Annotated in this window: 5 protein-coding genes; 2 read left to right on the forward strand and 3 right to left on the reverse strand. The window is 70.3% G+C overall.

Going from position 1 to position 5,613, the window contains the following annotated elements:
* Together KBI44_21265 and KBI44_21270 are read right to left on the reverse strand one after the other, a co-directional pair.
* The coding region (locus KBI44_21265; GenBank protein ID MBP9147015.1) for a hypothetical protein at positions 1-223 on the reverse strand (223 nt) is incomplete at its 3' end.
* Positions 224-442: 219 nt separating this feature from the next.
* On the reverse strand, positions 443-847 hold the full coding sequence (locus KBI44_21270; protein ID MBP9147016.1) for a cytochrome c3 family protein: 405 nt from the start codon (positions 845-847) through the stop codon (positions 443-445).
* A gap of 249 nt (positions 848-1,096) precedes the next feature.
* Here KBI44_21270 and KBI44_21275 point away from each other — a divergent pair, with 249 nt between their 5' ends.
* Positions 1,097-2,308, forward strand: coding sequence for a hypothetical protein (locus KBI44_21275; protein MBP9147017.1), 1,212 nt, complete (start codon positions 1,097-1,099; stop codon positions 2,306-2,308).
* A gap of 38 nt (positions 2,309-2,346) precedes the next feature.
* On the opposite strand, the gene KBI44_21280 is transcribed toward KBI44_21275, so the two are convergent.
* On the reverse strand, positions 2,347-4,071 hold the full coding sequence (locus tag KBI44_21280) for a hypothetical protein (GenBank protein MBP9147018.1): 1,725 nt from the start codon (positions 4,069-4,071) through the stop codon (positions 2,347-2,349).
* Between the two features lie 162 nt (positions 4,072-4,233).
* Here KBI44_21280 and KBI44_21285 point away from each other — a divergent pair, with 162 nt between their 5' ends.
* Positions 4,234-5,448: a hypothetical protein gene (locus KBI44_21285; protein ID MBP9147019.1), complete on the forward strand. Its 1,215-nt coding sequence runs from the start codon at positions 4,234-4,236 to the stop codon at positions 5,446-5,448.
* The last annotated feature ends 165 nt before the right edge of the window (positions 5,449-5,613 follow it).

A 5,613-nucleotide genomic window follows, 5' to 3' on the forward strand; every position in this document is an offset into this window, starting at 1 on the left:
CCAAGGTGGCCTGCTGCTCGGACGTGAGGTCGAGAGCGCGAGTCAGGCGCTCCGCCTGGTGCTCGGCGCGGCGCTCCATGCGTTCGTCGTCGAAGTACGGCCCGTCGCCACCGCCGTGTCCGGCGAACGGCCCGCCATGCGCTCCCCCGGCGGCGAAAAGCGGGGCGAACGGCAGCGCGGCGAGAAGCAGTGCGGGGAGAATGCGGTTCGGCTGGTGGTTCATGAGCGGGATCTCCTGTGCATCCGGGCCCCGTCCGTCGAGGCCCGTTCCGCTTCATGGAACCCGCGGGGTGCAGCCTTCCTGCGGTTGGGTTCGGGTGCGGTCGGGCACGGAGGGGGGGGCTGCTTTCCGGGGGCGCTGAGAGAGAACCAGCTCCCGTCGCGCGCACGACACCGGAGGCCGGTGCCGGCGTGCGCGGGGTCCTGCAAGAGATTCAGCGGCTCAGGCCTTCGGGTGACACTGGTCGCACTTGGTCGGCGCCTTGGTGTCGGCCTTCTTGGCCAGCTCTTCCTTGTGGCACTTGACGCACGAGATATGGAACGGATTCTTGGTCGCCGACATCTCGCTGCACTTCGGCGTCTCGGCCTTCTCCGGGGCGGTGTGGCAACTGCCGCAGGTCTCGACCTTGTCGGTGGAGGCCGCGGTGAGGGTCGGCTGGGTGTGGTGGCAGGTCTTGCACTCGGCGACCGCCTTGACGTGGGCGGCGTGCGGGAACTCGACCGCCGACTTCTTGGTGACGCAGTCGTCGATCGTGACCTTCTCCGGAGGCGTCGAGGCGCCGGCGATGAAGGTCGATCCAGCGAGAATGACGAGCGCGGCGAGGACGAACGGCATGTACTTGCGCATTTTTCAGGCCTCCCTGGCTGCAGAATCCGGTCGTGATTCTGTGCGGCGCGGGACACAAGCCCGCTCCCCACTTCCGGGCCGACTGTAGCAGGAGGTGGAGCATCCCATCCCACCCGCTCGGCTAGGCCCCGGGACGCCCTGCGGGGACCGGTCGCCGGTCTCGGAACGGGCCGGACCCGCCGGTGTCCCCATCCTCCGTCGGTTGTCGGACTCTCGTTGACAGCACCTTGCCCGTTCCGGGAGGACCTCATGCGCGACCTATCCCGCTTCGCTCCACTCTTCCTTCTGAGCTCGCTCTGGACCGGTGCGTTGGGCGCCGATACCGCGCTCCGGCTCACCGAGCTCGGCGCCGCAGCGGAGGACGGCCTCGACGGCCTCGACGCCGCGGTGGTCGGCGGCGAGCTCTTCTTCGTCGGCCGCGCCGGAGCGGCGAGTCGCGCCCTCTACCGCTACGACGGAGTGAATCCACCCACGCTGGTGCCCGACAGCGCCGCGCCGAATCCGGTCGAGCTCGTCGCCTGGAACGGCAAGCTCTACTTCCAGGGCGGCGTCTCCGACCGCGAGCTCTGGTCGTACGATCCGGCCGGAGGGGCTCCCAGCCTGGCCCTGGACGTGCGGGCGGGAGGCAACGGCCTGCCGCAGCGCTTCGCGGTCCTCGGCGACCGGCTCTGTTTCGGCGCTTTCAGTACCGCGAACGGATTCGAGCTCTTCTGCTGGGACGGCACGACTCCCGTCGAGCTCTTCGACCTCGTCCCTGGCACGGACAGTTCGTTCCCTGACCAGCTCTTCGCCTGGGGCACGCGGCTGGTCTTCGGCGCGCAGATCGGCGGCGAGCAGCAGCTGTGGCTCTGCGACGGGACGAACTCCCCGGCGCAGGTCGTCCCCTCGCCCGGCGAATCGTTCGACTGGCCGTTCGGCTTCGCGTCGATCGACGGCGACCTCTACTTCACCGCCAGCGACGAGGGGTTCACCTCGCGGCTCTGGCGCTACGACGGCGTCGCTCCCCCGAGCCGCGTATCGCCGACCGTTTCTCCCTGGGGAGTCCCGGGGGCGCCACGCGGCGTGCTCTTCGTGAGCGCCGAAGCTCCCGATGCGGGCGTCGAAGAACCGGAGCTCTTCCGCCTCGTCGCCGGCGAGCTTCGGCGCGCCAGCCCAGGAATCACCGTCGGTGCCGAGATGAATCTCGTCGATGCCGGCGGCGCCGTCGCCTTCATCGGAGAGAGCGTCCCTGCGAGCGGCGATCTCCACCTGTTCCGCTACTGCGGCCGCGGCTCCCTCGCTCCGACCGACGCCTTCGAAACGAGCGGAGCAGCGGTCGCCAGCGAACACGTCGTTGCCTTCGCCGGCAAGCTCCTCCTTACCGCCAGCGATGCCGCGCACGGCGAGGAGCTTTGGAGCGTGACACCCTCCTTCCTGCTGTGCGACGACTTCGAGACCGGCGACACAGCAGGCTGGAACTGAGACGCGCTGCACTTCGCCGCTTTTGGCTGCCGCCCCGTTCAGGGGATCGAGCGGAGGAGGAACGGACCGGTGCGCACGGTCGGCGACGCCCGAGCGACGGGCTCGAGACGGGAGAGCACCTCGCCGTGCGAATAGCCCAGGCGCCGCAGGTATTTCCACGGGTTCCTCGCCGGCGGCGTATCGAAGAGGTCGACGAAGACGACGCGACCGGCAGCGTGGCCCCTCTGCCCGCTGCGTCCGCCGAGAATGCAGTCGGAGATGCGTCGTTCGAGCTGCGCCAGTCCCTCCTCGGGTGGCCACCGCGTGGCGAGGTCGACGATCGACAGCCGGGGGGGTGCGGCCGCCTGCGGAGCGAGGCGGAGAACGAGCTCCGCCTCGTCGAATCCCGGCACCACGACGAGACAGGCGCCGTCGGTCGCCGCAGAGAGCTCGGCGATGCGTTCCGCCCGCGGGTAGAGGATGCGCCGCGCGGTGACGTCAGCGAGGTTGAAGAAGAGCGCGCCGAGGCCCAGCAGGAGCCAGAGTTTCCTCCGCGAAGTGGACGGGACGGAGATTGCCGCAAGCAGTCCGAAGATCGGCGCGAGCTGAAAGTAGAACTGATCGTCGGAGTTGTTCCACAGGACGCCGAAGCCGAGTATCGGCAGTCCCCAGACGAACGCCAGGAGCCCGACTCGCCGCAGCGGCGACGACGACCTCGCCTCGAGGCAGCAGACCACCCCGCGAAGCATCACGGCAGCCCCCGCAAGGCAGGCGAGCCCGCCGAGAATCGCCGCCCATGTCGGCCTCTCCCGGTCGCGCACCGCCGCCGCGAGCGGCTGCAGGTCGACGAGGGCGCTCGCCGCGCCGTAGCCGGCGCGCAGGAGCGCCTCGCCGAGCCCGCGCGGCCCGAGCTCGAGCCCGTAACCCGACTCGCCACGCGCCAGCGCTCCGTCGCCACCCAGACGGCCGTGGCTCAGCCAGGCGAGAGTTCCGCCGGTGCCCGCCACCGCCCCGCGCTCCCCGACCGCTCGCCCGGCTGCGAAGAGGAAGACCGGAAGCGTGACCAGGAGTGCAGCCACCGCGAGCCCGGCGACCGCGAGGTGCGCCGGTCGTCGCCCGCCCGCAGCGGGTCGGAAGAGGACAATCGAGAGAGCCAGGCTCACGGCGAGCAGCGCATTCGAGATGAACGCCAGCGTCGCGAGTCCCGCCGCGACGCCGGCGCGCAACCCGCCGCGCCAGGAGGGAACCGCGAGCAGCCGCAGCGCTTCGCCAGCGAGCCCGATGACGAACGGCATCTGGATCATGTGGATCTCGTCGGAGACCCAGAGCCGGAGAAAGGCCGACGACAGGCCGACCCAGGCCGTGGCGTAGTTCGCGCGCCAGCGGCTCCCGTCCGGCTCCAGTTGCTCGATTCGCCCGCTTCGTCCGCCTTTCTCCACCAGGAGGGGCACGAGGGGCACGACCCGGAGCCGGAAGAGCGCGACCGCAGCGGCTCCGGCGAGTGCCGACAGGAGCTTCAAGGCGTCGACTCCGGCGCGGCCCGGCGCGAGCCGCGCCCACAGGCTCTGCCAGCCGGCGCCGAGCGGCTCGAAGAGCAGGTGGTTCGGGTTGAGCGGCCACTCGCCGCTGGCGAACGAGCGGCTGTGCCCCAGGCCGTCGTTCGAGACGAATCCGATCGGGATGGCAAAGAGGGCCAGAAGGCAGAATGCGAACCAGAGCCCGGCGTCGAGCCGGTGTGGAACCGAGCTCTGGGCGGGCGCGAGGGCGGGGGGGCGAGAGGTCATCGGCGAGCCGCGCGGAGGCGGAGGCCGCCGAGCTTACGGGTGTCGGCGCGCCGCACCAAGAGCCGGCCCGCGGGCCGGGTCCCTTCTGTCCCGATCCCAGGACCGTTGTCGGTCTGTTCAGAGAAGGACCGTAAACCTTGCGCTCTCTTCCTGGAGGCTTCCATGTCGCATCGTCGTCGTTTCACACGGCTTCTCCTGCTCGGCCTGCTCGGTGCGCCGGCGCTCCTCGCCGATACCGCCCTCCGGCTCACCGACGTGGCCGCCGGGGAGGGCGACGGGCTCAACGGACTGGATGCTGCCGTGCTGGGCGATGCTCTCTACTTCGTCGGCCGCCCCGTCGCTGGAACTCGGGCCCTGTACCGGTACGATGGCGTGAATCCGCCCACCGAGGTGCCCGGCACCGTCGCTCAGAAGCCGATCGATCTGGTGGCCTGGAACGGCAAGCTCTATTTCCAGGGAGGCGTCAGCAGCAATCGCGAGGTCTGGTCTTACGACCCGGCCGGACCCACCATCGAGCTGGCGGTCGACGTCTTCCCGGGGGGGCACGGCAACTCCCAACGCTTCGCGGTGGTCGGCAGCCGACTTTGCTTCGGCGCTAACAGCGCGGCGAACGGCTTCGAGCTCTTCTGCTGGGACGGGGCGGGTCCGGCAGAGCTTTTCGACCTCGCGCCCGGCGTGGACGGCTCCTTCCCCAATCTCCTGACGGCTTGGGGAACGAAGCTCGTTTTCACAGCGTTGACCGACGGCCAGGTGCGGCTCTGGCTCTACGATGGAACGAATCCTCCCGCCGAGGTGCTTTCCGACCCCGGCGAATTCTTCAACGCTCCTTACGACCTCACGCCGATGGCCGACGAGCTCTACTTCGCGGCCGGCGACGCCGACTTCTTCGACCGGATCTGGCGCTACGACGGCCTCGTCGCGCCGACCCGGGTCTCGACGACCTTCCGGCCGTGGGGTTCTCCCGGGGTGGCGCGCGGCCGGCTCATGCTGACCGGCGAGGACGCGACCGCGGGCGTCGACGACCCGGAGCTCTGGCGCCTCGTCGGGGACACCTTCGAACGCGCGGCTTCGGGCGTTCTCGTCGGCGACGAGACAGGCCTCATCGACGGGGGCGGCGCGATCGCCTTCCTCGGCGAGAGTGCGCCGGGAAGCAACGTTCGCGAGCTCCATCGCTATTGCGGCAGCGGCGCCCTGGCTCCGACGAACGCCTTCACGGCGAGCGGGGCGGAAGTCCGCAGCGAGCGGGTCGTGCCCTTCGCCGGGCAGCTCGTGCTCTCTGCCGCCGACGCCGCACACGGCGAGGAGCTCTGGAGCGTCACACCCTCCGTCGTGCTGTGCGACGACTTCGAGAGCGGCGACGCAGCGAGCTGGCCCTGAGTCCGGCGCGGTCGCGGCTCGCCGCTCAGAACGTGCGACCGAGGTAGAGGTAGAACGAGTCACTGCCGTCGTCGCTGCGTCCGTGTCCGACGTAGACCGGACCCAGCAGGGTGTCGGCGCCGAAGACGACCGCCCAGGAGCGGCGCAGGTCGCTCGCCTGGACCT

This window comes from Thermoanaerobaculia bacterium (assembly GCA_018057705.1).
In the GTDB taxonomy this organism is placed as follows: domain Bacteria; phylum Acidobacteriota; class Thermoanaerobaculia; order Multivoradales; family JAGPDF01; genus JAGPDF01.